Genomic DNA, 22,711 nt, shown 5'->3' on the forward strand with positions numbered 1-22,711 from the left:
GCTCTGGGTCATCGATGGGGCGGCAGCGGGCATGGGCAACCGGCGCAACCATCTGAGTGAACAACGAAGCGGCATCAATGCGCCGTATCAACACTCAGAATTGGCCGTAAATGTTACTTTTTTTTCGATGGGATTACATGCGGTGTTTCTTCAGCGGTTAAAACAACCCTGCTTTGGAAGCACACAGTACGGCGGCAATCTTGTTATTGACCCCCAGTTTTCTCAAGCAACTGCTGATATGAAAGCCCACGGTGCGCTCCGACAGGCACAGGATCGTGGCAATGTCCGAAGCCGTCTTGCCCAGGGCCGACCACCTGAGGATTTCCGTTTCTCGTGGGGTCAATTTGCAAGGCGCTGTGACGCTCGGCTTTTCGGCATAATTTTGTGCCACCGCAGCATGCATCACATGACAAAGCCATAGCACCTGGCCGGCTTTCTCGTAAAGCTCCTGTGGGCTGACTTCGCCGTTGCTTCTGCCCAGGGTCAGCATGCTGAACACGCCCTGGAAATCGTGCACGGCTTGGGTCCATCCAAAATGCACACCAAACGACTGGGCCAACGACCAGAGGTGGGGTGCGGCGCTGAAGGTTTTTTCATCCCACACGATAGGCAGCACGCTACGTTTGCAGTGGGCGACTACCGGATCGATGTCAAAAAAATGCGCTTGTTTGTAAACGGTATTCCATTCATTGGGGTAGTTATTAAAGTGAATCGGTTTAGTTTGGGTAGCTTGTTGTTGCGAACTCATCGTAAATGAGCAGTATTCGAATCCTAGCTCATAGGTGTGATTGACGACCATCTCATAAATAGTGGTGATCTTGTTCTCACCTTCCAGTTTGGGGAGTCGTGTATTGCGCCAGTTGACCATTTGTAACTCTCCATGGGTGTTGTTGCCTGGGCACGTCCCGGATCCCAGCGAGGTACGGAAATCAGTGTAGGACAAAGCCTACACATCGTAATGTGAAAAAATTTTACTGAATGCCCGTATTTTGTTTGTTTATTACTTATACAATGAGTGATCGTTTGTACATATAGTGCTTTATGTTCGGGTTATTCCTATAAGTTCAATGGGTTGGTGGTGATATTAAATTGGCATTTGTTTAGTTGCACTGCGACATCTAATGGCCTGTTAGAAGGGGAGAAATAGCTAAATAATTAGTTGGGACTGGATAGCTCCGATCCGAGCGCTTGCGCTGTAACAGCATAGCTGTTGCTCGCACTGGCAATGCCAGTACAAACCACTGGTGTTTCCCTGCGCGACTTTGAGAGACACTAGGGCACCTGTTCAACGGAGCCCCCCATGACGGCCAGCGCTGAGAAATTTACCCGCCAGACCCTGCTCGAAGTGCAATCGCTGACGCCCAGCCTGTTTACCCTGCGCACCAGCCGTGACCCGGGCTTTCGGTTTACCGCCGGCCAGTTTGTGCGCTTGGGCGTGACCAAGGCGGACGGCAGCACGGTGTGGCGCGCCTATTCCATTGTGTCCTCGCCATTTGATGAACACTTGGACTTCTTCTCTATCGTCGTTCCGGGGGGCGAGTTCACCAGTGAATTAAGCCGTCTGCAGGTGGGCGATACCTTGATGGTTGAGCGTCAGGCCACAGGCTATCTGACCTTGAATCGTTTTGTGGACGGGCGTGATCTGTGGCTGCTGGGCACCGGCACGGGGGTGGCACCGTTTCTGTCGATCCTGCAGGACTTCGAGGTCTGGGAAAAATTCGAGCGCATCGTACTGGTGTACAGCGCCCGAGAGGCCAAGGAACTGGCGTATCAGTCGCTGATTAACACGCTCGGCGAGCGTGAGTACCTGGCCGAGTACGCGCATAAACTCACCTACATTCCCATCGTCACCCGTGAGCAGCACCCTGGGGCACTGAACGGGCGCATCACCACGCTGATCGAGAATGGCGAGTTGGAGCGCGCTGCTGGTGTAGGCCTGACCCCGGAGCACTCCCGCGTGCTGATTTGCGGCAACCCGCAGATGGTCGATGACACGCGCCAATTGCTCAAGCAGCGCGACCTGCAACTGAGCCTGAGCCGGCGCCCAGGGCAAGTGGCGGTGGAAAATTACTGGTAATAAAAAAGGCGCCTGAAACAGGCGCCTCTTCCAGGCAAACGCGGGTTAAAGCGGTTTGTCGTTTTGTGCTTTGAGCAGATCACGAATCTCACCCAGCAGCAGCTCTTCCTTGGTCGGCGTCGGCGGCAGGCTTGGGGCCACAGCTTCTTCGCGCTTCAGGCGGTTGATGGCTTTCACGCCCATAAAGATGGCGAAGGCGACGATCACGAAGTCGATGATGCTCTGGATGAACTTGCCATAGGCCAGGACCACAGCGGGCACATCACCCTGCGCGGCCTTGAGGGTTATCGCCAGGTCAGCGAAGTCCACACCACCGATCAACAGACCAATAGGTGGCATCACCACGTCGCCTACAAACGAGGAAACGATTTTACCGAAGGCGGCGCCGATGATGATACCGACGGCCATATCGACCACATTACCTTTGACCGCGAAGGCCTTGAACTCACTGATCACGCCCATAGGTTATTCCTTGTTACAGTTGAGGAGGGTGGAGGTCAGTGTAAGTCAGTCGTAGCCCGCTTGCTCGACACAACCGTTAACACTGTCAATTTTTATCGACCCATTAAATCGCAAATAGTTTGCAAAGTGCCATCAATCGCGCGCGAAATACGCGCTACTTCAGGGGCTTGCCACACTTTTTTCTTAATCAGCCCGGTGGTGTTTTTCTATTTATCTTCTGACTCGCAGGTCACTAGCCTCTGGCAAGCACAACTGAATGTGCACTAAAAAAGCCAGAGGAAACCCCGATGAACACGTCAATGAGCCGCAGGCCTGTTTCCGCGCGATATGCGCTGGGATTGGTCACTGCCAGTCTGCTGTCCCTTTCCGTACAAGCCGCCAACCTGACCCGCGATAACGGCGCCGCCGTGGGGGACAATCAGAATTCACAAACCGCCGGGGCCAATGGCCCGGTGCTGCTGCAAGACGTGCAGCTCATTCAAAAACTGCAGCGCTTTGACCGTGAACGCATCCCGGAGCGCGTGGTTCACGCCCGTGGCACCGGCGCCCATGGCACCTTTACCGTCACCGATAACCTCAGCGACCTGACCAAAGCCAAAGTCTTCGCAGCCGGTGAAGCCACCCCTGTATTCGTGCGTTTCTCTGCCGTGGTGCACGGCAACCATTCCCCGGAAACCCTGCGTGACCCACGCGGTTTCGCCACCAAGTTCTACACCAGCGAAGGTAACTGGGACCTGGTGGGCAATAACTTCCCGACGTTCTTTATCCGCGACGCCATCAAGTTTCCGGACATGGTCCATGCGTTCAAACCGGACCCGCGCACTAACCTCGACGATGACTCCCGTCGTTTTGACTTCTTCTCCCATGTTCCAGAATCCACCCGCACACTCACCGAGTTGTATTCCGACTCCGGCACGCCAGCCAGTTATCGCGAAATGGACGGCAACGGCGTACATGCCTACAAGTTGATCAACGCCAAGGGCGAAGTGCATTACGTCAAGTTCCACTGGAAGAGCCTGCAGGGCATCAAGAACCTTGACCCCAAGCAAGTTACCGACGTGCAGGGGCGTGACTACAGTCATATGACTAACGACTTGGTCACTCACATCAACAAGGGCGATTTCCCCAAGTGGGACCTTTACGTGCAAGTGCTCAAACCTGAGGATTTGGCCAAGTTTGATTTCGACCCGCTGGACGCCACCAAGATCTGGCCGAATGTACCGGAACGCAAAGTCGGGCAAATGGTGCTGAACCGCAACCCGGCCAACGTCTTCCAGGAAACCGAGCAAGTGGCCATGGCCCCGGCCAACCTGGTGCCGGGCATCGAGCCGTCGGAAGACCGCCTGCTGCAAGGCCGGGTGTTCTCCTACGCCGACACGCAGATGTACCGCCTGGGGCCGAACGCCCTGCAACTGCCGATCAACGCACCGCGTGTCACCGTCAACAACGGTAACCAGGATGGCGCAATGAACGCCGGCAAGACCACCACAGGCGTGAACTACCAGCCAAGCCGCCTGCTGCCACGTGAAGAACCGCAAGCCGCGCGTTACAGCCAGTCGGCGCTGTCGGGCAGCACCCAGCAGGCGAAGATCCAGCGCGAGCAGAACTTCAAGCAGGCCGGTGACTTGTACCGCTCCTATAGCCAGAAAGAGCGTCAGGACTTGATCGAAAACTTCGGCGGCTCCCTGGCCACCACCGATGACGAGAGCAAGCACATCATCCTGTCGTTCCTCTATAAGGCTGACCCTGAGTACGGCACTGGCGTGACCAAGGTTGCCAAAGGCGACCTGGCGCGCGTCAAGGCGCTGGCAGAAAAACTGACTGACTGACGTTGGTTACGGTCGGCGCCCGCTGATGGGCGTCGACCCCGAGCTGGAGAAAACTCATGCGAATTTCTATCGGTTTACTGATGGCCATGCTGGCCTTTGTCGCCCATGCCGAGTCACCCGACCCGGTCGCGCTCAAGGCTCAGTTGCAGGACTACTATTTCGATGCTGCCCGTCGTGGCGATATCGAGATGCTCAACACCTTCATAGAATCTGGCTACAGCCTCAACACCCAGGACGACAAGGGTTACACCGCGCTGATCCTTGCCGCCTACCATGGCCAGGCTCCATTCGTGGAACGCCTGCTCAACGCCGGCGCCGACGCCTGTGTGCAGGACAAGCGCGGTAACACCGCATTAATGGGCGCGATCTTCAAAGGCGAGCTGAAAATCGCCCAGCGACTGCTCGCCACCGACTGCAACCCCGACCAGCGCAACGGCGCCGGGCAGACCGCCGCCATGTACGCCGGGCTGTTCAAGCGCGTTGAATTGCTGGATGAGTTAAAGGCCAAAGGCGCCGACCTTAACGCCGAAGACCCGATCGGCAACAGCGCTTCACGTTTGGCCAGTGGTGAAATCCGGACCCCGGCGCCGCGCTGAGCTATCATCGCGGTTTTTCGGTTGGAGGTTCTCAAATGGCAAAGGCCAAGCGCATGTACGGCTGCACCGAGTGCGGCGCGACCTTTCCCAAGTGGGCCGGCCAGTGCACCGAGTGCGGTGCATGGAACACCCTGACGGAAACCATGATCGAAAGCGGCGGCGCCGCAGCCCCCACCGGCCGCGCCGGCTGGACCGGGCAACAGGCGCAGATCAAGACGTTGGCTGAAGTCAGCGTCGAGGAAATCCCACGTTTCTCCACGGCGTCCGGCGAGCTGGACCGAGTGCTCGGCGGCGGGCTGGTGGACGGTTCGGTGGTGCTGATCGGCGGCGACCCCGGCATCGGCAAATCGACCATCCTGCTGCAAACCCTGTGCAGCATTGCCAGCCGCATGCCGGCGCTGTACGTCACGGGTGAGGAGTCCCAGCAGCAAGTGGCCATGCGCGCCCGTCGCCTGGGCTTGCCCCAGGATCAACTGCGGGTCATGACCGAAACCTGCATCGAAAGCATCATCGCCACGGCCCGTATCGAAAAACCCAAGGTCATGGTGATCGACTCGATCCAGACGATTTTCACCGAGCAGCTGCAATCGGCACCCGGCGGCGTGTCTCAGGTGCGCGAAAGTGCGGCGCTGCTGGTGCGGTATGCCAAGCAGAGCGGTACGGCGATTTTTCTGGTGGGCCACGTGACCAAAGAGGGCGCCTTGGCCGGGCCGCGAGTGCTTGAGCATATGGTCGACACCGTGTTGTATTTCGAAGGCGAATCCGATGGCCGCCTGCGTTTGCTGCGGGCGGTGAAGAACCGTTTCGGCGCGGTCAACGAATTGGGCGTGTTCGCCATGACTGACCGAGGCTTGAAAGAAGTCTCCAACCCCTCGGCAATTTTTCTTACCCGTGCCCAGGAAGAAGTGCCTGGCAGTGTGGTGATGGCGACGTGGGAAGGTACCCGGCCAATGTTGGTGGAAGTGCAGGCGCTGGTGGATGACAGCCACTTGGCCAACCCGCGCCGGGTCACCCTCGGCCTGGATCAGAACCGCCTGGCGATGTTGCTCGCTGTGCTGCACCGTCACGGCGGTATTCCCACCCATGACCAGGACGTATTCCTCAACGTGGTCGGCGGGGTCAAGGTGCTGGAAACCGCCTCCGACCTGGCGTTGATGGCGGCGGTGATGTCGAGCCTGCGCAATCGCCCGCTGCCCCATGACTTGCTGGTATTCGGCGAAGTCGGCCTGTCGGGCGAGGTACGCCCGGTGCCGAGCGGCCAGGAGCGTTTGAAGGAAGCGGCCAAGCACGGCTTCAAGCGCGCGATCGTACCCAAGGGCAATATGCCGAAGGAATCGCCGCCGGGAATCAAGATTATTGGCGTTACGCGGCTGGAACAGGCGCTGGATGCACTGTTCGAATAAACGTGAAGCAATCAGGGATGAACGCAATGCAACAGACCAATCGTTGGGGGGTATGTGCCCTGTTCGTGGCCTTGCTCGGGTTGTCGGGCATTGCCTTGGCTGAGTCGGCCCCACTGCCGGCCGGTTACCGCCTGGCCCAGGAACTGGCGACAGCAGACGGCAGCGTGCTGCAGGTGCTGGAAGACCAGCGCATCAGCGCGCAGTTGCATAAAGACAGCTGGGGCAATGGCCTGGATGAGGACTCATTTGACGAGCCCGGCGATCTGGTGGAAAACCCGTTGCTCAATGCCCAGGTACGTTTGCTGTCGGCGTCCGGCGCTGTGCTTGCGCACGACGATCTTGGCTACCCCTTGGCGAAGGTCAAGAAGGCCCCGCTTAAAGGCCTGCCGGACACTGTGTACTTTTTGAGCATCGACCAGACGGCGCCGATGGGCAGTTACAGCGGCCCGGCGACTCAGCTGCTGCTGCCGGCCAAACAGCAACTCAAACCAATGAGCTATAAGGGCTCGGCCGGCAAGGTCGAGCCGCTGACCCTGGCCCAGACCGGCAAAGCCGCCTGGCAGATCGCTACGTCAGCCGCCGGCGGTACGGATGAGTTACTGCAGGTCTCGTCCTTTATGGACGGTGACGGCGACGATGATTTCGCAACCCGCTACACGACCTATCGTTTTATCGATGGGCAATGGCAGGCCGTGTCGCGTCAGAAGGCGGGTTATTGGGACACGGAAAGCGACTTCCCCCCGAGTGCCGCGTTTCCCTGAGTGTCGCTTTTCCGTGAGAGAGTCACTACCAGAAGATCATTTTCAACGCCAAGGCAATCACGACTACGTTGAAAGCGCTTTCCATCCACTTATCGCCTTTCTGTAGAGCAAACTTGGCGCCCGCATTGGCGCCAAATAGCGTGCCTATGATCAGGCAACACCCGTACTGCCAATTAATAATTCCGCTGACACCGAATATTATTAACGAGCCGACTGAGAGGATGAGGCCACCCACCTTACGTGTGCCAATTGACTCACTGATCGTTTTTTTAAAAAATATAATATACAAATAAGTTGATAGCTTGGCCTGCCCGCCGAACAGGCCGCCGATCATGCCGACGGGAATAAACAGGATATACCCGCAAAAGCGCCTGAGCGAAGAAGGGGCCGTCTTCGGCGAGTGAGGCTTCCTGATGAGTGAAAGCCCCACCAGTAGCAGTGTCAGGCCGCCAATGATTTTATGCAGCAGCGCCGGATCTATTTGCACGAGCAGACTTGCACCGACCAAGGCGCCAGCCAACCCAAGTGCGGCGGCGGGGGCCGCTAACCTGTAATCCACTTTTCCATTGTTATGAAAGTGTCTTAATCCGGCAAACATCGTCCCTACCGAAGCCAGGCGGGCTGTCGCTATCGACGCCTGTGGGGATATTCCGAGCCAGATCATCACCGGCACTGTTAGAAATACACTGCCGCCGGTATTGGTGCCGATAAAACCCGTCATAACACCCAGTACGACCAACCCTGCGCCTATCAGCCACTCATGCTCAATCATATTGAAAGACCTGCATCCCTGATGAAGTGCATTAATTGTTATTCGTTCAAGTAGAGGGGGTCTACCCAATGGTAGCAATTGCGGTCCCTGCTATTAGCGGTTAGGTGCAGTTTTGCGGTGTGCACAAAGCTATATTCACCAATGATCGGACGACGGCGATCAAAGGTGTCGCCCATCGCTTTTGAAACAAGACTACTGAGTTTTAATACCTTTTGGCTTTTGCCGCTGCACAATATTGAATTGAAATGAAGATTTGTAATCAGTAGACATGTCTCAGTGATACCGCAGCGCCCGTCGCTACATTACGCTTTACTTGCGCTATGGCGGAGGCAAATGGCAAACTTCGACTGACGGTATAGCTGAGGTTGTATGCACCGCCTAACAAGTTGCAGACTGGAATGTTAAGCACTTTACCCGCGAGGTCTAACAGAGCATGATCAATCGCACACTTGGCAAATAGATGCCCTTTGATCAGCGTGTCGAGTTGGCTCATGATAACTTCGAATGCGCACGGGTCTTTTCCAATGATTGCCGGGCATAGATAACTTTCAAGGACGGCCAACATGGTTTCGGGAATATCACCTTGAGCAGGATAGCGTCTTGAGATAATTCCGGACTCTCCCCAACCTACCAAGCCAGTATCGGTGGTTAACTTTAATACTATATGCCGCCCCTTCGGGGTTATGTTGGTAGCGGTTTGGTAGGGGTTTTTATAGGGGATTTCGGTCAAGAAGATTTCGGCTTTGGCAATAAGCATGCTTTAACATCCTGTTAGAGGGCCGAGCTGGAAGGGCAGGTGAAATGTAGTTTATTAACTGTGTTTTTATCAAGCGCGCGAACCGTATCGTCTTAATGATCGATCATGAAAATAATTTCATTATTGGAAGTGTTGCTTTTTAAAGAAAGGAGCGGCGTTGCATATTTTTCCCACCGAATTCAATGTGGATTGAGTTGTTACAGTTTTAATTAAAATGACGTATGTCGTTTTTGTGAAGGGTTTATATGTTTCCAGGTGGTCGTGCAGGCGGGGTTGTTATGATGATTTGATCTAAAGGTATGACTTTTATTGGTGAGGATGTAGCGGAGGCTGGCGGGTGAGTGGATCTATTCAGACACCCGTAGCCTCTGCGGTTTAGAGGGTTTTCAAATTTCTAACAAGGCGCCCAGCTCACGCTCCAGTTCTTCATGATCGCCCACATTCAGCTCAATCAACCGCCGCAAATGGCTGATCGACTCCAGGTCTATGTGCTCACACACAAACCCCAACTGCCCATGATCATCGTGGGCCAGCCTTACCTGCATCTTTATATGCGCCTGCGGATCCAGACGGATATCCACATCAAACGGCTGAGCGCGATTGCCCTGCCAGTCATCAGGGCGCTGCACCAACAAACCTTTGAGCGACAGGTCCACCAATTGCACCGGCCAATTCCAGCGGTCTTGCGCAATGGTCGTTCGGGCATCAAAGGCAATACGCCGAAAACGGCGCCGATCTGACGGTTGCTCGCTCATGGTCAAACCCTCTGGAGATAAGGGGATTGTAGCCCTGCGCCATCATCGGGCCTTTATTTCTGCTTTTTTTACGGTTGCAAGGCTCTAGACCAACGTAGGGGGGTGGCCTTTAAGGCCAACAGCGCTAAACTCGGGCTGGCTGTCTTTCTGTCCACCCTGGCTGGAATATAAAAATGAAAAATAATAATAGCCTGCTACGCCACCTACCCTGGCTGGTGCTGGCAATCGTAGGAGCGTGCGCCCTGGGCGTAGTGGCCTTGCGCCGCGGCGAGGCGATCAACGCCTTGTGGATTGTGGTTGCTGCTGTCGCCATCTACCTGGTTGCGTACCGTTACTACAGTCTGTTCATCGCTAACAATGTGATGCAGCTCGATCCACGGCGGGCCACCCCCGCAGTGCTCAACAATGACGGCCTGGACTATGTGCCGACCAACAAACACATCCTCTTTGGGCACCACTTTGCGGCGATTGCCGGCGCAGGTCCGCTGGTCGGCCCAGTATTGGCGGCGCAAATGGGCTACCTGCCCGGCACGCTTTGGCTGATTGCCGGTGTGGTGCTGGCCGGTGCGGTGCAGGACTTCATGGTGCTGTTCCTGTCCACTCGTCGCAACGGCCGTTCCCTGGGGGACATGGTTCGCGAAGAGATGGGCCGCATTCCGGGGACCATCGCGCTGTTCGGCTGCTTCCTGATCATGATCATCATCCTCGCGGTGCTGGCGCTGATCGTGGTCAAGGCCCTGGCCGAGAGCCCGTGGGGCATCTTCACGGTGATGGCGACCATCCCGATCGCGATGTTCATGGGCGTGTACATGCGCTACATCCGTCCGGGCCGCATTGGCGAAATTTCGGTCATCGGCGTGCTGTTGCTGCTGGGTTCGATCTGGCTGGGCGGGCAGATTGCCGCTGACCCGGTGTGGGCCAAGGCTTTCTCGTTCACCGGTATCCAGATCACCTGGATGCTGATCGGCTACGGTTTCGTGGCGGCGGTATTGCCGGTGTGGCTGATTTTGGCACCGCGTGACTACCTCTCCACCTTCCTCAAAATCGGCACCATCATCGCCCTGGCGATCGGCATTCTGGTCACCATGCCAGAGCTGAAAATGCCGGCCCTCACCCAATTCATCGACGGCACTGGCCCGGTGTGGAAGGGCGGCCTGTTCCCGTTCCTGTTCATTACCATTGCCTGTGGCGCGGTCTCGGGTTTCCACGCACTGATTTCCTCGGGCACCACGCCCAAGCTGCTGGATAACGAAGTCAACTCGCGCTACATCGGTTACGGCGCGATGCTGATGGAGTCGTTCGTGGCCATCATGGCCATGGTTGCCGCCTCGGTGATCGAGCCCGGCGTGTATTTCGCCATGAACAGCCCGGCTGCGGTGGTCGGTGGTGATGTGGTGACTGTGGCGCAAACCGTCAGCAGCTGGGGCTTTGCAATTACCCCGGAAGCCTTGACGGCCGTGGCCCATGACATCGGCGAAACCACCATCCTGGCGCGTGCCGGCGGTGCGCCGACCCTGGCGGTGGGTATCGCGCAGATCCTGCACAGTGTGCTGCCGGGTGAAAACACCATGGCGTTCTGGTACCACTTTGCGATCCTGTTCGAAGCATTGTTCATCCTGACCGCAGTCGACGCCGGCACCCGTGCGGGGCGCTTCATGCTCCAGGATTTGCTCGGCTCCTTCGTACCGTCGCTCAAGCGTACCGAGTCCTGGACCGCTAACTTGATTGCTACGGCAGGTTGCGTGGCGATGTGGGGTTACCTGCTGTACCAAGGCGTGATCGACCCGCTGGGCGGCATCAATACCTTGTGGCCGCTGTTCGGTATCTCCAACCAGATGCTCGCCGGTATCGCGCTGATGCTCGCCACCGTTGTGCTGATCAAAATGAAGCGCCAGCGCTACATTTGGGTGACCATGCTGCCGGCAGTCTGGCTGCTGATCTGCACCACCACCGCAGGCTTCATCAAGCTGTTCGACGCTAACCCGGCGATTGGCTTCCTGTCGCTGGCCAAGAAGTACAGCGATGCCCTGGCCAACGGCCAGATCCTCGCACCGGCCAAGAACATCGACCAGATGCAGCACGTGATCTGGAACGCTTACACCAACGCAACGCTGACGGCGCTGTTCCTGTTCGTGGTCTTCAGCATCCTGTTCTATGCGCTCAAGGTCGGCGTTGCCGCCTGGGGCAACAAAGAGCGCACGGACAAAGAAGCCCCGTTCCAGGCTGTACCGGACGCGTAAACGAGGATTGCAACCATGTTCAATGACATCAGTCGCCTCGGTAAATACCTCGGTCAGGCCGCGCGCCTGATGGTCGGCATGCCCGACTACGACACCTACGTCGAGCATATGCAAACCAAGCACCCGGACAAACCGGTGATGGACTACAAGGCGTTCTTCCGCGAACGCCAGGAAGCCCGTTACGGTGGCAAGGGTGGGCCTAAGTGCTGCTGACCCGGTATTCGGGTTAGCGCTTCTCCCTGTGGGAGCAAGGCTTTATGTGGGAGCTGGCTTGCCTGCGATAGCATCACCTCGGTCTGCCTGATAGACCGAGTTGCTTGCATCGCAGGCAAGCCAGCTCCCACATGGGTCTGCTCCCACATTTGTTTCTGTGTTTCTTCAAGGAGAATTTTTTGTCCTCTCCCATCCCTGTCACCATCCTCAGCGGCTTCCTCGGCGCCGGCAAAACCACCTTGCTGCGCCACCTGCTCAAAGCCGAGCACGGCCTTAAAATCGCCGTGATCGAAAACGAATTCAGTGATGCCGGCATCGACACCCAACTGTTGGGCGCCGAGCCTGTACAAGTCATGACCCTGTCCAACGGTTGCGTGTGCTGCACCATCCACACCGACCTGACCAAAGCCCTGTACCTGCTGCTCGAACGTCTGGACAGCGGCGAGATCGCCTTCGACCGGCTGGTGATCGAGTGCACCGGCCTGGCCGACCCTGCGCCCGTGGCCCAGACCTTTTTCATCGACGAGGAGCTGCGCGAGCGCTACATCCTCGACGGCATCATCACCTTGGTGGACGCGGCCCATGCTGAGCACCACCTGACCCAGACCATCGCCCAGGCTCAGATCGGTTTTGCCGACCGCCTGCTGGTGAGCAAGCGTGATCTGGTGGATGAGGCATCCTTCGACGCCCTCAGCCAGCGCTTGACCCGCATCAACCGCCGTGCGCCGATTCGCGTGGTCGACCACGGCAAAATCGACCTGGCCGAACTGCTCGACGTGCGCGGCTTTAATCTCAACGCGGGCATGACCCTGCGCCCGGTCAGTGCCGCGCCGTCCATCGACCGTATTTCCAGCCTGGTGCTGCGCACCGACCAGCCGCTGGATATCGACCGGCTCAGCGAGTTTATGAACGAACTGCTGGAGGACCATGGCAAACAACTGCTGCGCTACAAAGGCGTACTGAATATTGCCGGGGAAGACCGGCGCATGGTGTTCCAGGGCGTGCTCAAGCTTTACGGTTTCGATTGGGACACCGAATGGGCCGAGGGCGAGGCGCGCGAAAGTGTGATTGTGTTTATTGCTGATGAGTTGCCGGAAGCCAAGATTCGCGAGGGCTTTGCCCGGGTCTACCAACCCTGACTCGAAATGCATTCAAAATGTGGGAACTGGCTTGCCTGCGATGGCGGTGGGTCAGCTAATGGTGTGCCAACTGACAGGCCGCTATCGCAGGCAAGCCAGCTCCCACATTGAACCGTATTTCAATTTGAGAACGGCCATAAAAAAGCCCGGCTCAAGAGCCGGGCTTTTTATTCAAGCAACTGCAATCAAGCGCCGTACACCGGCAGTTTTTTGCAGATGGCCTTGACCTTCTCACGGACCGCGTCAATCACGGCTTCGTTGTTCAGGTCAGCCAGGATGTCGCAGATCCAGCCGGCCAGTTCCTTGCACTCTGCTTCTTTAAAGCCACGAGTGGTCACAGCCGGGGTGCCGAAGCGCAGGCCGGAGGTGACGAACGGCGAACGTGGGTCGTTCGGCACGGAGTTTTTGTTCACGGTGATGAAGGCTTTGCCCAGTGCGGCGTCAGCGTCTTTACCGGAGATGTCCTGCTTGATCAGCGACAGCAGGAACAGGTGGTTTTCAGTACCGCCGGACACCACGTCAAAGCCGCGCTCGATAAACACGCTGGCCATGGTCTGGGCGTTCTTCACCACTTGCTGCTGGTAAGTCTTGAACTCAGGCTGCAGGGCTTCTTTGAAGCAGATCGCTTTAGCGGCGATCACGTGCTCCAGCGGGCCACCTTGGGCGCCTGGGAATACGGCAGAGTTCAGCTTCTTCTCGATCTCGGCGTTGGCGCGAGCCAGGATCAGGCCGCCACGTGGACCGCGCAGGGTCTTGTGCGTGGTGGTGGTCACGACGTCAGCGAAAGGCACCGGGTTCGGGTAGACGCCAGCGGCGACCAGACCGGCTACGTGAGCCATGTCGACGAACAGGTAAGCGCCGACCTTGTCAGCGATAGCGCGGAAACGTGGGAAATCCAGGATCTGCGAGTAGGCAGAGAAACCGGCCACGATCATTTTTGGCTTGTGCTCAACGGCCAGGCGCTCGACTTCGTCGTAGTCGATCAGGCCGTTGGCATCGATACCGTATTGAACGGCGTTGTACAGCTTGCCGGAGGAGGAAACGCTGGCGCCGTGGGTCAGGTGACCGCCGTGGGCCAGGCTCATGCCCAGGATGGTGTCGCCGCCTTGCAGCAGGGCCAGGTACACGGCGCTGTTGGCTTGGGAACCGGCGTGTGGCTGAACGTTGGCGTAATCGGCGCCGAACAGTTCCTTGGCACGGTCGATTGCCAGTTGCTCAACCACGTCGACGTACTCGCAACCACCGTAGTAGCGCTTGCCTGGGTAGCCTTCGGCGTATTTGTTGGTCAGAACCGAACCTTGAGCCTCCATCACCGCAGGGCTGGTGTAGTTTTCCGAAGCGATCAGCTCAATGTGCTCTTCCTGGCGCACGGCTTCTTGCTCCATGGCGGCGAAGAGATCGGCGTCGTACTTGGCAATAGTCAAATCACGGCTGAACATGGCGGTCCTCAAGGATCGGGGGCAGAAAAGGAAGGCATTCTAACCCAATGGGTTTTAGATGGCATATGAAAGGACATCATGTCGCGGACAAGTGGGGCTCATCCAGGGATGGGCGGTGCCTGTACTGGCCCTATCGCAGGCAAGCCAGCTCCCACACCTGAAGGTATTCACAATTCAAAATGTGGGAGCTGGCTTGCCTGCGATAGGGCCGTCAGCCCCACCACAAGGCTTCAGTCGAACATGAACAGCGCGTCGTTACTGAACTGCGCCTCAAACCGATTCGCCGGCATCGGCCGCCCAAACAGATAACCCTGCACCTCATCACAGCCATGTTCACGCAGGAAATCCAACTGCTCATGGGTTTCGACGCCCTCGGCGATCACCGCCAGGTTGAGGCTGTGGGCCATGGCGATAATCGCGCGGGCAATTTGCGCGTCCTGCTCGCCGGACGGCAGGCCGTCGACGAAAGTTCGGTCGATCTTCAACACATCGATGGGGAATTGCTTGAGGTAGTTGAGCGACGAATAACCGGTGCCGAAGTCGTCCACCGCAATGCTCAGGCCCAGGTTTTTCAGGCTGGCGAGGATCTGCATGGCCTCGTTGACTTCGCGCATCAGGATACTTTCGGTCAGCTCCAGCTCCAGGCACGCCGGCGGCAGGCCGGTGTCCTTGAGAATAGTGGCGATGCGTTCGCCCAACTGCCCATCGGAGAATTGACGCGCCGAGATGTTCACCGAGACTTTCGGCACGCGCACCTTGTTCTGGTGCCAGGTCTTGAGCTGGCGGCAGGCTTCCGCGATCACCCAGTCGCCCACGTCCACCACCAGCCCCAATTCCTCCAGTACCGGGATGAAATCCCCCGGCGGCACCAGCCCTCGGCGTGGGTGACGCCAGCGCAGCAGGGCTTCGGCGCCGGTCAGGCGTTTGCCGTCGCCGCTGAACTGCGGTTGGTAATACAGCACGAATTCGTTCTGGTCCAAGGCATGGCGCAGGTCGCTCTCCAGCTCCAGGCGCTCCAGGGCGCTGGCATTCATGTCCGCCTGGTAGAACTGGAAGTTGTTCTTGCCGCGCTCTTTGGCGTGGTACATCGCCGTGTCGGCGTTTTTCATCAGTTGGCTCAGTTCGTTGCCGTCCTGCGGGCTTAAGGCGATGCCGATACTGGCGGTCACAAAGAACTCGCGGCCCTCCAGCACAAATGGCTTCACCAGGCTTGCCAGGATCTGCTCGGCCACGGTAATTGCGCGGTTCAACGCCATCTCGCGGCTGACCCGCGGTTGCAGCAGCAAGGTGAACTCGTCGCCGCCCATACGTGCCACGGTGTCGTCTTCGGCCACGCAGCCCAGCAGGCGGGTGGCCATTTCCTTGAGCATGCGGTCGCCGGCGGCGTGGCCCAGGGAGTCGTTGATCGGTTTGAAACGGTCGAGGTCGAGGAACATCAGTACCACCCACGACTTTTGCCGTTCGGCCGACTGCAGCGCGGTGTGCAGGCGGTCCTGGAACAGTGTGCGGTTGGGCAGGTGGGTCAGGGCGTCGTAATACGCCAGGCGGTGGATGCGCTGCTCGCTGGCCTTGCGCTCGCTGATATCACTGAAGAAACACACGTAGCTGGCCAGGTCGCCTTCATCGTCGAACACGGCAGTAATGCCGACCCAGGCCGGGTAATGCTCGCCATTGCGCCGCTTGAGCCACACTTCACCTTCCCAGGTGCTGTGCTGATGCAGCTGCTTGAGCACGTAACGCAGGTGCGCCTCCTGCTGTTCATCCACCGTGAGCATGTTCGGCAATTGATCCAGCACATCTGCCACTGCATAGCCGCTGACCCGGCTGAACGCCTCGTTGGCCTGCACGATATAACCGGCCGGGTCGGTGATCAGGATCGCCGAGGTTGAGTGCTCGAATACCGTGGCCGCCATGCGCAGGTCTTTTTCGGCGCGGCGTTGCTGGCTGATATCGCGGCCCACACCCAGGATGCCTTCAAACGCGCCGTGTTCGTCCCAAACCAGCACCAGGCGCAACTCGATCGGCACCTTGCGGCCGTCGGCGCGCAGGCAGTCGAACAGGAACAGTTGGGTGTGGATATCATCACGCAGTCTGTTCAGCGCCTCGGGGTCGCCGAGCGCACGGCTGACCTGTTCCACCAAACTGTAGATGCCGGTCAGTTGCTGCGGGTTGGCGATGATCGACTGCCAGCCGTTCTTGAACACCCAGTCCACGTCATAACCCAGCACGGCGTTGACTGATGGGCTGATGTAATTGAGCGCAAGCTGGCTGTCGGTGGAGCAGATCACGTCGCTGATGCTTTCGGCCAGCATGCGGTAGCGCTGCTCGCTGTCACGCAGGGATTCACTGGCTTCGATCTGGTCGGTGATGTCCTTGGCCACGCCGATGATCCGCGTGACCACAGCGGTTTTATCCCGCGCCAGCGCTTGCTCACGGATATCAAAGCGCCGCCACTGGTTATTGCGATGGCGAAAGCGCAGCTGGCATTGCAGTTGGGTGGTGTAGCCGACCTCGCGCTGTTGCAGGCGCAAGTCGTGGTAATACTCGGCATCCTCGGGGTGCAGCAGGATTTCCCAGAAGTACTCGCCCATTTGCTGCAGTTCGGCCTTGTTGTAGCCGAGGGTATGGCCCAAATGGTGGTTGCTGAAAATCATGCGCTGGCTGATCACGTCCTGCACATACAGGTGATCAGGCACGGTGCGCACCACGTCCGACCAGAAACTCTCACGCTCCACCAGCGACAGTTCGATCAGCTTGCGGCTGGTGATATCGCTGATGCTGAGAATCACGGCCTTGAAGTCGTCCTGCTGCTCCGGCAGGCGCATCACCAGCCACAGATATTGGTCATTGCCGGCCACGTCATTGAGCTGGATTTCCAGCTCCAGCTGTTTTTGCTGGGTCAGAACGGCTTCGAGCACTTGATAGCCGATGGCGGTGGCATTGCTTGGGCAATCATCGATCAAGCGTTCCCAGGCTTGCTCGCATGAACCGACATTCAGCAGGCGCACGGCCACCTGGTTGACCTCGGTAATGCGCAGTTCCTTGAGCAGTTGCTGGCGCCCGGCGGTGTTGTTGAGCAACCAGACCTGCAATTGCTCACGGGTCTGCACGTGGGTCTTGTCAAAAAACGCCTTGAGCCCCGACAGATCCAACACGCACAGGGCCACGCCGGTGCCTTCGAAAATATCCTGATAACGCCGGCGGCCTTCATGCACCTGGCGCTGGCGGCGGCGCATGTTCAGCAGCACGATCAGCGGGATCAGCGAGAACGCCAGGCCCAGCAGGCATTTGCCGATAAACGCCGGCAGCAGTTGCTCCAGCACCGCGCTGCGGTCAAACAGGCCGCGCAATTGCCAATCGCTTTTACTCAGGGGCGTAACCAGCACGCTTTTGTTCAATTCATCCGGCGTCAGCGCCGCGGCCCATTGCGCAGGCATGCCACTGTCGCGGCTGACCACGCGGTGGTTCAGGCGGTTCTCGATGGCCCACATCGGGCGCTGGCCCTGGCCGTCCTGGCGGGTGAGGTTGCTCAGGTAGCTGGGCGCCAGGCGCAAGGCCCAGTACATTTTCGAGCCGCCGCTGGGCTGCTGAAGCAACAGATAGATCAGGGTGCCGTCGGGGCTGTTGCTCAAGTAATAAGGTTGCGAGTGGCTGCGCTGCACCAGCTCTTCAAGCCAGGCGCGGTCCTGGCTGCCTTTGGCGCTGTCGCTGATCAGCGCGCCGCTGGGGGCGAGCAGGGCGAAACTGCGCAGCTCCGGCAACGAGCGTTGCAAGGTGCGCATCAGCGCCTGTTGTTGCTCGTCGTTGCGCGGCGGCTCGACCATCGGCAGCAGGTTCAAGGCGATTTTCGCGCTCAGGGCCATGTTCAGGCTGATCTGTTCAGCCAGGTCGGCGCTGTAATCGATGGTGTATTGCTGTTGGTTTTTCTGGTTTTGCTGCAGTTGGTCCAACAGCTGCCAGAACAATAACGCCAGCAGCACCAGCACCAGCATCGCCAGTGCGCCTTTTAAAGTGCCGTGCAGGGGCGCGCCCGGCGCTATATGAGCGGCGCGCAAGGGCGTGGGCGGCGTGACTTTGGACAAGCTGTGATCCTGCGGTTTGGCTGGACTGGCGCGCGACGTGCACTATAAGCCGGACGCCCGGAGGGCGGCTAGCATGCCTTGCCTTGTGGCAAAGTGCCAGCCCCGCCTGGCTGGACTGCCCAAGCGCATTCAGGTAGCTTTGCCGGTTACGCGGGGGCGTTCCAGCCCCAGACATTCAGGCTTTTTCCGCTCGCAGGCATTGATGATAGTCAACGGCCCGCGCGGCGCATGGCCTGCACGGGCTTCGCCCGCTTAATTCATCAGTCACTGACGCTAGGTTTACCATGGCTCAATACGTCTTCACCATGCATCGGCTGGGAAAAGTTGTTCCGCCGAAGCGGGAAATCCTGAAAAACATTTCGCTGTCCTTCTTCCCCGGCGCCAAGATCGGCGTGCTCGGCCTCAACGGTTCGGGTAAGTCCACGCTGCTGAAAATCATGGCCGGCGTCGACACCGAGTTCGAAGGCGAAGCGCGCCCGATGCCCGAACTGAACATCGGCTACCTGCCGCAAGAGCCGATCCTGGACCCGACCAAGACCGTGCGTGAAGTGGTCGAGGAAGCGGTGGCCGTGATCAAGAACGCCCAGGCCCGCCTGGACGAGGTCTACGCCGCCTACGCCGAAGAAGATGCCGACTTCGACAAGCTGGCCGCTGAACAGGCCAAGCTCGAAGCCATCCTGCAGGCTGGCGACGGCCACAACCTGGAGCGCCAGTTGGAAGTCGCCGCCGACGCGCTGCGTTTGCCGGCGTGGGATGCCAAGGTCGAATTCCTCTCCGGCGGTGAAAAACGCCGTGTGGCCCTGTGCCGCCTGCTGCTGTCGGCTCCCGACATGCTGCTGCTCGACGAACCGACCAACCACTTGGACGCCGATTCCGTCGCCTGGCTGGAGCACTTCCTGCACGATTTCCCGGGCACCGTGGTAGCGATCACGCACGACCGCTACTTCCTGGACAACGTCGCCGGCTGGATCCTCGAGCTCGACCGTGGCGCCGGTATCCCTTACGAGGGCAACTACTCCGGTTGGCTGGAAGCCAAGTCCGACCGTCTGGCCGCCGAATCCAAGCAGCAATCGGCCCACGAAAAAGCCATGAAGGAAGAACTGGAGTGGGTGCGCAAAGGCGCCAAGGCCCGCCAGTCCAAATCCAAGGCACGTCTGCAACGCTTTGAAGAAATGCAGTCGCAGGAATTCCAGAAGCGCAGCGAAACCAACGAGATCTACATCCCGGCCGGCCCGCGCCTGGGTGACAAGGTCATCGAATTCAAGAACGTCTGCAAAGGCTATGGCGACCGCGTGTTGATCGACAACCTGTCGTTCTCCATGCCAAAAGGCGCGATCGTCGGCGTTATCGGTGGTAACGGTGCGGGTAAATCCACACTGTTCCGCATGCTGATGGGCAAGGAAACCCCGGATTCGGGCAGCATCGAAATCGGTGAAACTGTGCAACTGGCCTGCGTGGATCAAAGCCGCGAAGACCTGGACGGCAGCAAAACGGTATTCCAGCAAGTCTCCGAGGGTTCCGACCAGATCCGCATCGGTAACTATGAGATTCCGTCGCGCACTTACGTCGGCCGTTTCAACTTCAAGGGCGGCGATCAACAGAAGTTCGTCAAGGACCTGTCCGGTGGTGAGCGCGGTCGCTTGCACCTGGCACTGACCCTGAAAGAAGGCGGCAACGTGTTGCTGCTCGACGAACCGTCCAACGACCTCGACGTTGAAACCCTGCGCTCCCTGGAAGAGGCCCTGCTGGACTTCCCGGGCGCCGCCATTGTGATCTCTCACGATCGGTGGTTCCTTGACCGCGTCGCGACGCACATCCTGGCGTACGAAGATGACTCCCAAGCGGTGTTCTTCGAAGGTAACTACACCGAGTACGAAGCGGACCGTAAGAAGCGTTTGGGTGATGCTGCTGCCCAGCCGCACCGTGTACGGCACAAAAAACTGGCCTGAGTTGGGTTGGTTTGAAAAAGCGGAGCCTTCGGGCTCCGCTTTTTTTTGCGTGTGTTTCAGGAGGACCGAGGTGGATTTATCGCAGGCAAGCCAGCTCCCACCTTCGGCCGCATTTCAAATTGGCAACCCGATCAAATGTGGGAGCTGGTTTGCCTGCGATAGCGGTTTATCTGTTGGTGCATTTACTGATTTGAAATCCCCTTAATGGTGCAAAAAATCATAGTAATTTATATATAAAGCACCATTTAAATTCACAAAGGCGACATTTTGCGCTTTTCAGGTGCAACATGAATTGCTAAGGTCCGGCTCAATCTCATTTAAAAACAATCAATTTGCCGAGACTTCTCCATGATCGAATCTGTCGAATCCTTCCTTTCCCGCCTCAAGAAACGCGACCCCGACCAGCCGGAATTTCACCAGGCCGTAGAAGAAGTCCTGCGCAGCCTGTGGCCGTTTCTTGAAGCCAACCCCCACTACCTGACGTCGGGCATTCTGGAGCGCATCTGCGAGCCGGAACGCGCGATTACCTTCCGGGTATCGTGGGTGGATGATCACGGCAAGGTGCAGGTCAATCGCGGGTTTCGCATCCAGATGAACAGCGCCATCGGCCCCTACAAAGGCGGCCTGCGTTTTCACCCGTCGGTGAACCTGGGCGTGCTGAAATTCCTCGCCTTCGAACAGACCTTCAAAAACTCCCTGACCTCGCTGCCCATGGGCGGCGGCAAAGGCGGCGCGGACTTCGACCCCAAGGGCAAGAGCGACGCCGAAGTGATGCGCTTCTGCCAGGCGTTCATGAGCGAGTTGTACCGCCATATCGGCGCAGATGTGGATGTGCCGGCTGGCGATATCGGCGTGGGTGCGCGTGAAATCGGCTTCCTGTTTGGCCAGTACAAACGCCTGAGCAACCAGTTCACCTCAGTGCTGACCGGCAAAGGCATGGCCTACGGTGGCAGCCTGATCCGCCCTGAAGCCACCGGCTTTGGTTGCGTGTACTTCGCTGAAGAAATGCTCAAGCGCAACGGCCAGCGGGTTGAGGGCAAGCGCGTGGCCGTCTCCGGTTCCGGCAACGTCGCGCAATACGCAGCGCGCAAAGTCATGGACCTGGGCGGCAAGGTGGTTTCCCTCTCCGACTCCGAAGGCACCTTGTACGCTGAAAGCGGTTTGACCGAGGAGCAATGGTCGGCGCTGCTGGAGCTGAAAAACGTGCAGCGCGGCCGCATCAGCGAACTGGCCGGGCGTTTCGGCCTGGAGTTCCGCCAAGGCAAAACGCCTTGGGAGTTGGCCTGCGATATCGCGCTGCCCTGCGCGACCCAGAACGAACTCGACGCCGACGCCGCCCGCACGCTGCTGCGCAATGGCTGTATCTGCGTGGCCGAAGGCGCCAATATGCCAACCACGCTTGAGGCTGTGGATATCTTTATCGAGGCGGGCATTCTGTTCGCACCGGGCAAAGCCTCCAACGCCGGTGGCGTGGCCGTGAGTGGCCTGGAAATGTCGCAGAACGCCATGCGCCTGCTGTGGACCGCGGGCGAAGTCGACAGCAAATTGCACAACATCATGCAGTCGATCCACCATGCCTGCGTGCATTACGGCGAAGAAAACGGCCGGGTCAACTACGTGAAGGGCGCGAACATCGCGGGCTTTGTGAAAGTCGCTGATGCGATGCTGGCCCAAGGCATCGTCTAGGCCTCGGGTTCAACCCGCAGCACTTCGATCAACTGATCGCCGACGGGGCGCTTCCACAGTACTTCGTCGCCGACCTGGGCGCCCAGCAATGCGCGGCCCAGCGGTGAGCCCCAGTTGATCAGATGGGCGTGGGCGTCGGCCTGGTCTTCGCCGACCAGTTGAATGCGCTGCTGCTCGTCCTGCTCGTTGGCAAAGGTGACCCAACTGCCGATTTGCACCTTGTCGGTAGACGTCGCTGGTGGCATCACCTGGGCGCTTTGCACACGCTGGTTGAAGTAGCGCAAATCGCGCTCAAGGTCCGCCAGGCGTTGCTTATTGTCCTGGGCGGATTCGAGGCTGTATTCCTGCTGCAACTGCGCAACCTTGGCCTGCAACTGCGCTAACCCTTGCGCGGTGAGACGATTGGGCTGCTCACTCACCAGGCGCTCCACCGGCTGGTCGGCCTGGGCGGCGGCGTTGTCTTCATTTACAAAAGCTCGGCTCATGGAGTTCTCCCTCTATGGAGTTTGGGCCATGGTCGCCGCGTGATCGTTCCCACGCTCTGCGTGGGC

18 protein-coding genes are annotated in these 22,711 nt (G+C 58.4%); 10 read left to right on the top strand and 8 right to left on the bottom strand.

What is annotated here, in order from left to right:
- Positions 1–157 precede the first annotated feature (157 nt).
- On the bottom strand, positions 158–868 hold the full coding sequence (locus tag GIW48_RS26595) for a helix-turn-helix transcriptional regulator (protein WP_170038102.1): 711 nt from the start codon (positions 866–868) through the stop codon (positions 158–160).
- 432 nt (positions 869–1,300) lie between these two features.
- On the opposite strand from GIW48_RS26595, the gene GIW48_RS26600 reads away from it, so the two are divergent.
- Positions 1,301–2,077, top strand: a complete 777-nt coding sequence (locus GIW48_RS26600) for a ferredoxin--NADP reductase (protein WP_177033974.1) — start codon at positions 1,301–1,303, stop codon at positions 2,075–2,077.
- Between the two features lie 45 nt (positions 2,078–2,122).
- Here the strand turns inward: GIW48_RS26600 and mscL are convergent, their stop codons facing one another.
- The gene (mscL, locus tag GIW48_RS26605; RefSeq protein ID WP_017139311.1) at positions 2,123–2,539 is read right to left on the bottom strand and encodes a large-conductance mechanosensitive channel protein MscL; all 417 of its coding nucleotides are present in this window, start codon (positions 2,537–2,539) and stop codon (positions 2,123–2,125) included.
- A gap of 287 nt (positions 2,540–2,826) precedes the next feature.
- Here mscL and GIW48_RS26610 point away from each other — a divergent pair, with 287 nt between their 5' ends.
- Genes GIW48_RS26610 through GIW48_RS26625 form a run of 4 tightly spaced genes read left to right on the top strand, consistent with a single transcriptional unit; the run spans position 2,827 to position 7,128 of the window.
- Positions 2,827–4,368: a catalase gene (locus tag GIW48_RS26610; RefSeq protein ID WP_138451907.1), complete on the top strand. Its 1,542-nt coding sequence runs from the start codon at positions 2,827–2,829 to the stop codon at positions 4,366–4,368.
- A 56-nt stretch (positions 4,369–4,424) separates the two neighbouring features.
- Positions 4,425–4,964: an ankyrin repeat domain-containing protein gene (locus GIW48_RS26615; RefSeq protein ID WP_017139309.1), complete on the top strand. Its 540-nt coding sequence runs from the start codon at positions 4,425–4,427 to the stop codon at positions 4,962–4,964.
- A gap of 35 nt (positions 4,965–4,999) precedes the next feature.
- Positions 5,000–6,367: a DNA repair protein RadA gene (gene radA, locus GIW48_RS26620; RefSeq protein WP_099547618.1), complete on the top strand. Its 1,368-nt coding sequence runs from the start codon at positions 5,000–5,002 to the stop codon at positions 6,365–6,367.
- A 26-nt stretch (positions 6,368–6,393) separates the two neighbouring features.
- Positions 6,394–7,128: a hypothetical protein gene (locus GIW48_RS26625; RefSeq protein ID WP_236460082.1), complete on the top strand. Its 735-nt coding sequence runs from the start codon at positions 6,394–6,396 to the stop codon at positions 7,126–7,128.
- A gap of 25 nt (positions 7,129–7,153) precedes the next feature.
- Here the strand turns inward: GIW48_RS26625 and GIW48_RS26630 are convergent, their stop codons facing one another.
- The 3 genes from GIW48_RS26630 to GIW48_RS26640 all read right to left on the bottom strand — a co-directional run bounded on the left by GIW48_RS26630 (position 7,154) and on the right by GIW48_RS26640 (position 9,412).
- Complete coding sequence (locus GIW48_RS26630) at positions 7,154–7,900, bottom strand: sulfite exporter TauE/SafE family protein (protein WP_017139306.1); 747 nt, start codon at positions 7,898–7,900, stop codon at positions 7,154–7,156.
- Between the two features lie 259 nt (positions 7,901–8,159).
- Entirely contained in the window at positions 8,160–8,657 is a 498-nt protein-coding gene (locus GIW48_RS26635; protein ID WP_236460081.1) for a hypothetical protein, read from the bottom strand.
- Between the two features lie 386 nt (positions 8,658–9,043).
- On the bottom strand, positions 9,044–9,412 hold the full coding sequence (locus tag GIW48_RS26640) for a PilZ domain-containing protein (RefSeq protein WP_236460080.1): 369 nt from the start codon (positions 9,410–9,412) through the stop codon (positions 9,044–9,046).
- Positions 9,413–9,585: 173 nt separating this feature from the next.
- Here GIW48_RS26640 and GIW48_RS26645 point away from each other — a divergent pair, with 173 nt between their 5' ends.
- The 3 genes from GIW48_RS26645 (at position 9,586) to yjiA (ending at position 13,004) form a co-directional block, all read left to right on the top strand.
- Positions 9,586–11,652 carry a carbon starvation CstA family protein gene (locus GIW48_RS26645; protein ID WP_017139303.1) on the top strand — a complete coding sequence of 689 codons (2,067 nt, stop codon included), beginning with the start codon at positions 9,586–9,588 and terminating at the stop codon, positions 11,650–11,652.
- Positions 11,653–11,667: 15 nt separating this feature from the next.
- A complete protein-coding gene (locus GIW48_RS26650) occupies positions 11,668–11,865 on the top strand; it encodes a YbdD/YjiX family protein (RefSeq protein ID WP_003194308.1) in 198 nt (65 codons plus the stop codon).
- 131 nt (positions 11,866–11,996) lie between these two features.
- Positions 11,997–13,004, top strand: coding sequence for a GTPase (yjiA, locus tag GIW48_RS26655; RefSeq protein WP_169987333.1), 1,008 nt, complete (start codon positions 11,997–11,999; stop codon positions 13,002–13,004).
- A gap of 185 nt (positions 13,005–13,189) precedes the next feature.
- On the opposite strand, the gene glyA is transcribed toward yjiA, so the two are convergent.
- Positions 13,190–14,443: a serine hydroxymethyltransferase gene (gene glyA, locus GIW48_RS26660; protein WP_053137906.1), complete on the bottom strand. Its 1,254-nt coding sequence runs from the start codon at positions 14,441–14,443 to the stop codon at positions 13,190–13,192.
- 230 nt (positions 14,444–14,673) lie between these two features.
- Entirely contained in the window at positions 14,674–18,525 is a 3,852-nt protein-coding gene (locus tag GIW48_RS26665; RefSeq protein ID WP_017139301.1) for a sensor domain-containing protein, read from the bottom strand.
- A 284-nt stretch (positions 18,526–18,809) separates the two neighbouring features.
- Here GIW48_RS26665 and ettA point away from each other — a divergent pair, with 284 nt between their 5' ends.
- Both ettA and gdhA read left to right on the top strand, forming a co-directional pair.
- Positions 18,810–20,474 (top strand): energy-dependent translational throttle protein EttA, encoded by a 1,665-nt coding sequence (gene ettA / locus GIW48_RS26670; protein WP_056858231.1) that lies wholly within the window; start codon positions 18,810–18,812, stop codon positions 20,472–20,474.
- Between the two features lie 348 nt (positions 20,475–20,822).
- On the top strand, positions 20,823–22,160 hold the full coding sequence (gene gdhA / locus GIW48_RS26675) for an NADP-specific glutamate dehydrogenase (protein ID WP_176991794.1): 1,338 nt from the start codon (positions 20,823–20,825) through the stop codon (positions 22,158–22,160).
- Here the strand turns inward: gdhA and GIW48_RS26680 are convergent.
- Positions 22,157–22,645 (bottom strand): GreA/GreB family elongation factor, encoded by a 489-nt coding sequence (locus GIW48_RS26680; RefSeq protein ID WP_138452045.1) that lies wholly within the window; start codon positions 22,643–22,645, stop codon positions 22,157–22,159. The genes gdhA and GIW48_RS26680 overlap by 4 nt on opposite strands.
- Positions 22,646–22,711: the final 66 nt, after the last annotated feature.

The organism is Pseudomonas sp. PA-6-3C (assembly GCF_021605825.1).
In the GTDB taxonomy this organism is placed as follows: Bacteria; Pseudomonadota; Gammaproteobacteria; order Pseudomonadales; family Pseudomonadaceae; genus Aquipseudomonas; species Aquipseudomonas edaphica.

Coding starts and splice junctions, on each gene's coding strand:
- GIW48_RS26595 (WP_170038102.1), bottom strand. CDS start 868: ATGGTCAACTGGCGCAATACACGACTCCCCAAACTGGAAGGTGAGAAC.
- GIW48_RS26600 (WP_177033974.1), top strand. CDS start 1,301: ATGACGGCCAGCGCTGAGAAATTTACCCGCCAGACCCTGCTCGAAGTG.
- mscL (WP_017139311.1), bottom strand. CDS start 2,539: ATGGGCGTGATCAGTGAGTTCAAGGCCTTCGCGGTCAAAGGTAATGTG.
- GIW48_RS26610 (WP_138451907.1), top strand. CDS start 2,827: ATGAACACGTCAATGAGCCGCAGGCCTGTTTCCGCGCGATATGCGCTG.
- GIW48_RS26615 (WP_017139309.1), top strand. CDS start 4,425: ATGCGAATTTCTATCGGTTTACTGATGGCCATGCTGGCCTTTGTCGCC.
- radA (WP_099547618.1), top strand. CDS start 5,000: ATGGCAAAGGCCAAGCGCATGTACGGCTGCACCGAGTGCGGCGCGACC.
- GIW48_RS26625 (WP_236460082.1), top strand. CDS start 6,394: ATGCAACAGACCAATCGTTGGGGGGTATGTGCCCTGTTCGTGGCCTTG.
- GIW48_RS26630 (WP_017139306.1), bottom strand. CDS start 7,900: ATGATTGAGCATGAGTGGCTGATAGGCGCAGGGTTGGTCGTACTGGGT.
- GIW48_RS26635 (WP_236460081.1), bottom strand. CDS start 8,657: ATGCTTATTGCCAAAGCCGAAATCTTCTTGACCGAAATCCCCTATAAA.
- GIW48_RS26640 (WP_236460080.1), bottom strand. CDS start 9,412: ATGAGCGAGCAACCGTCAGATCGGCGCCGTTTTCGGCGTATTGCCTTT.
- GIW48_RS26645 (WP_017139303.1), top strand. CDS start 9,586: ATGAAAAATAATAATAGCCTGCTACGCCACCTACCCTGGCTGGTGCTG.
- GIW48_RS26650 (WP_003194308.1), top strand. CDS start 11,668: ATGTTCAATGACATCAGTCGCCTCGGTAAATACCTCGGTCAGGCCGCG.
- yjiA (WP_169987333.1), top strand. CDS start 11,997: ATGGGTCTGCTCCCACATTTGTTTCTGTGTTTCTTCAAGGAGAATTTT.
- glyA (WP_053137906.1), bottom strand. CDS start 14,443: ATGTTCAGCCGTGATTTGACTATTGCCAAGTACGACGCCGATCTCTTC.
- ettA (WP_056858231.1), top strand. CDS start 18,810: ATGGCTCAATACGTCTTCACCATGCATCGGCTGGGAAAAGTTGTTCCG.
- gdhA (WP_176991794.1), top strand. CDS start 20,823: ATGATCGAATCTGTCGAATCCTTCCTTTCCCGCCTCAAGAAACGCGAC.
- GIW48_RS26680 (WP_138452045.1), bottom strand. CDS start 22,645: ATGAGCCGAGCTTTTGTAAATGAAGACAACGCCGCCGCCCAGGCCGAC.